This window comes from Variovorax sp. 10N432 (genome assembly GCF_056394465.1).
The window spans coordinates 1-554 of sequence record NZ_JBFTHX010000146.1 but is presented as its reverse complement, the minus strand read 5'-3'; the positions used below and the strand labels follow the sequence as shown (position 1 = coordinate 554).

At 65.2% G+C, this 554-nt stretch carries 1 protein-coding gene; it reads right to left on the bottom strand.

What is annotated here, in order from left to right; all coding sequences use genetic code 11:
- Nucleotides 1-554, bottom strand: a 554-nt coding sequence (locus AC1DF3_RS37075; protein ID WP_478142825.1) for an electron transfer flavoprotein subunit beta/FixA family protein, incomplete at both ends; no start/stop codon positions are given.

Genomic DNA, 554 nt, shown 5'->3' with positions numbered 1-554 from the left:
CTTCCGGCTTGAACGTGTCCAGCTGCTTCTTCTTGGCCTTCATGATGTTGGGCAAGGTCACGTAGCGCGGCTCGTTCAGGCGCAGGTCGGTGGTGATGACCGCGGGCACGGAAAGAGAAATGGTCTCCAGGCCGCCGTCGACTTCACGCGTCACGTTGACCTTGTCGCCCGCCACTTCGACCTTCGAGGCGAAGGTCGCCTGCGGCAGATCGGCCAGCGCCGCCAGCATCTGGCCGGTCTGGTTGGCGTCGTCGTCGATCGCCTGCTTGCCCAGGATGATCAGCCCGGGCTGCTCCTTGTCGACCAGCGCCTTGAGCAGCTTGGCCACGGCCAGCGGCTGCAGCTCTTCGGTGGTCTCGACCAGGATGCCGCGGTCGGCACCGATGGCCATCGCGGTGCGCAGCGTCTCCTGGCACTTCGCGTCGCCGCACGAGACCGCGATGATCTCGGTGGCGGCGCCCTTCTCCTTCAGGCGCACGGCTTCTTCGACGGCGATCTCGTCGAAGGGGTTCATGCTCATCTTGACGTTGGCAATATCGACACCGGTGCCGTCC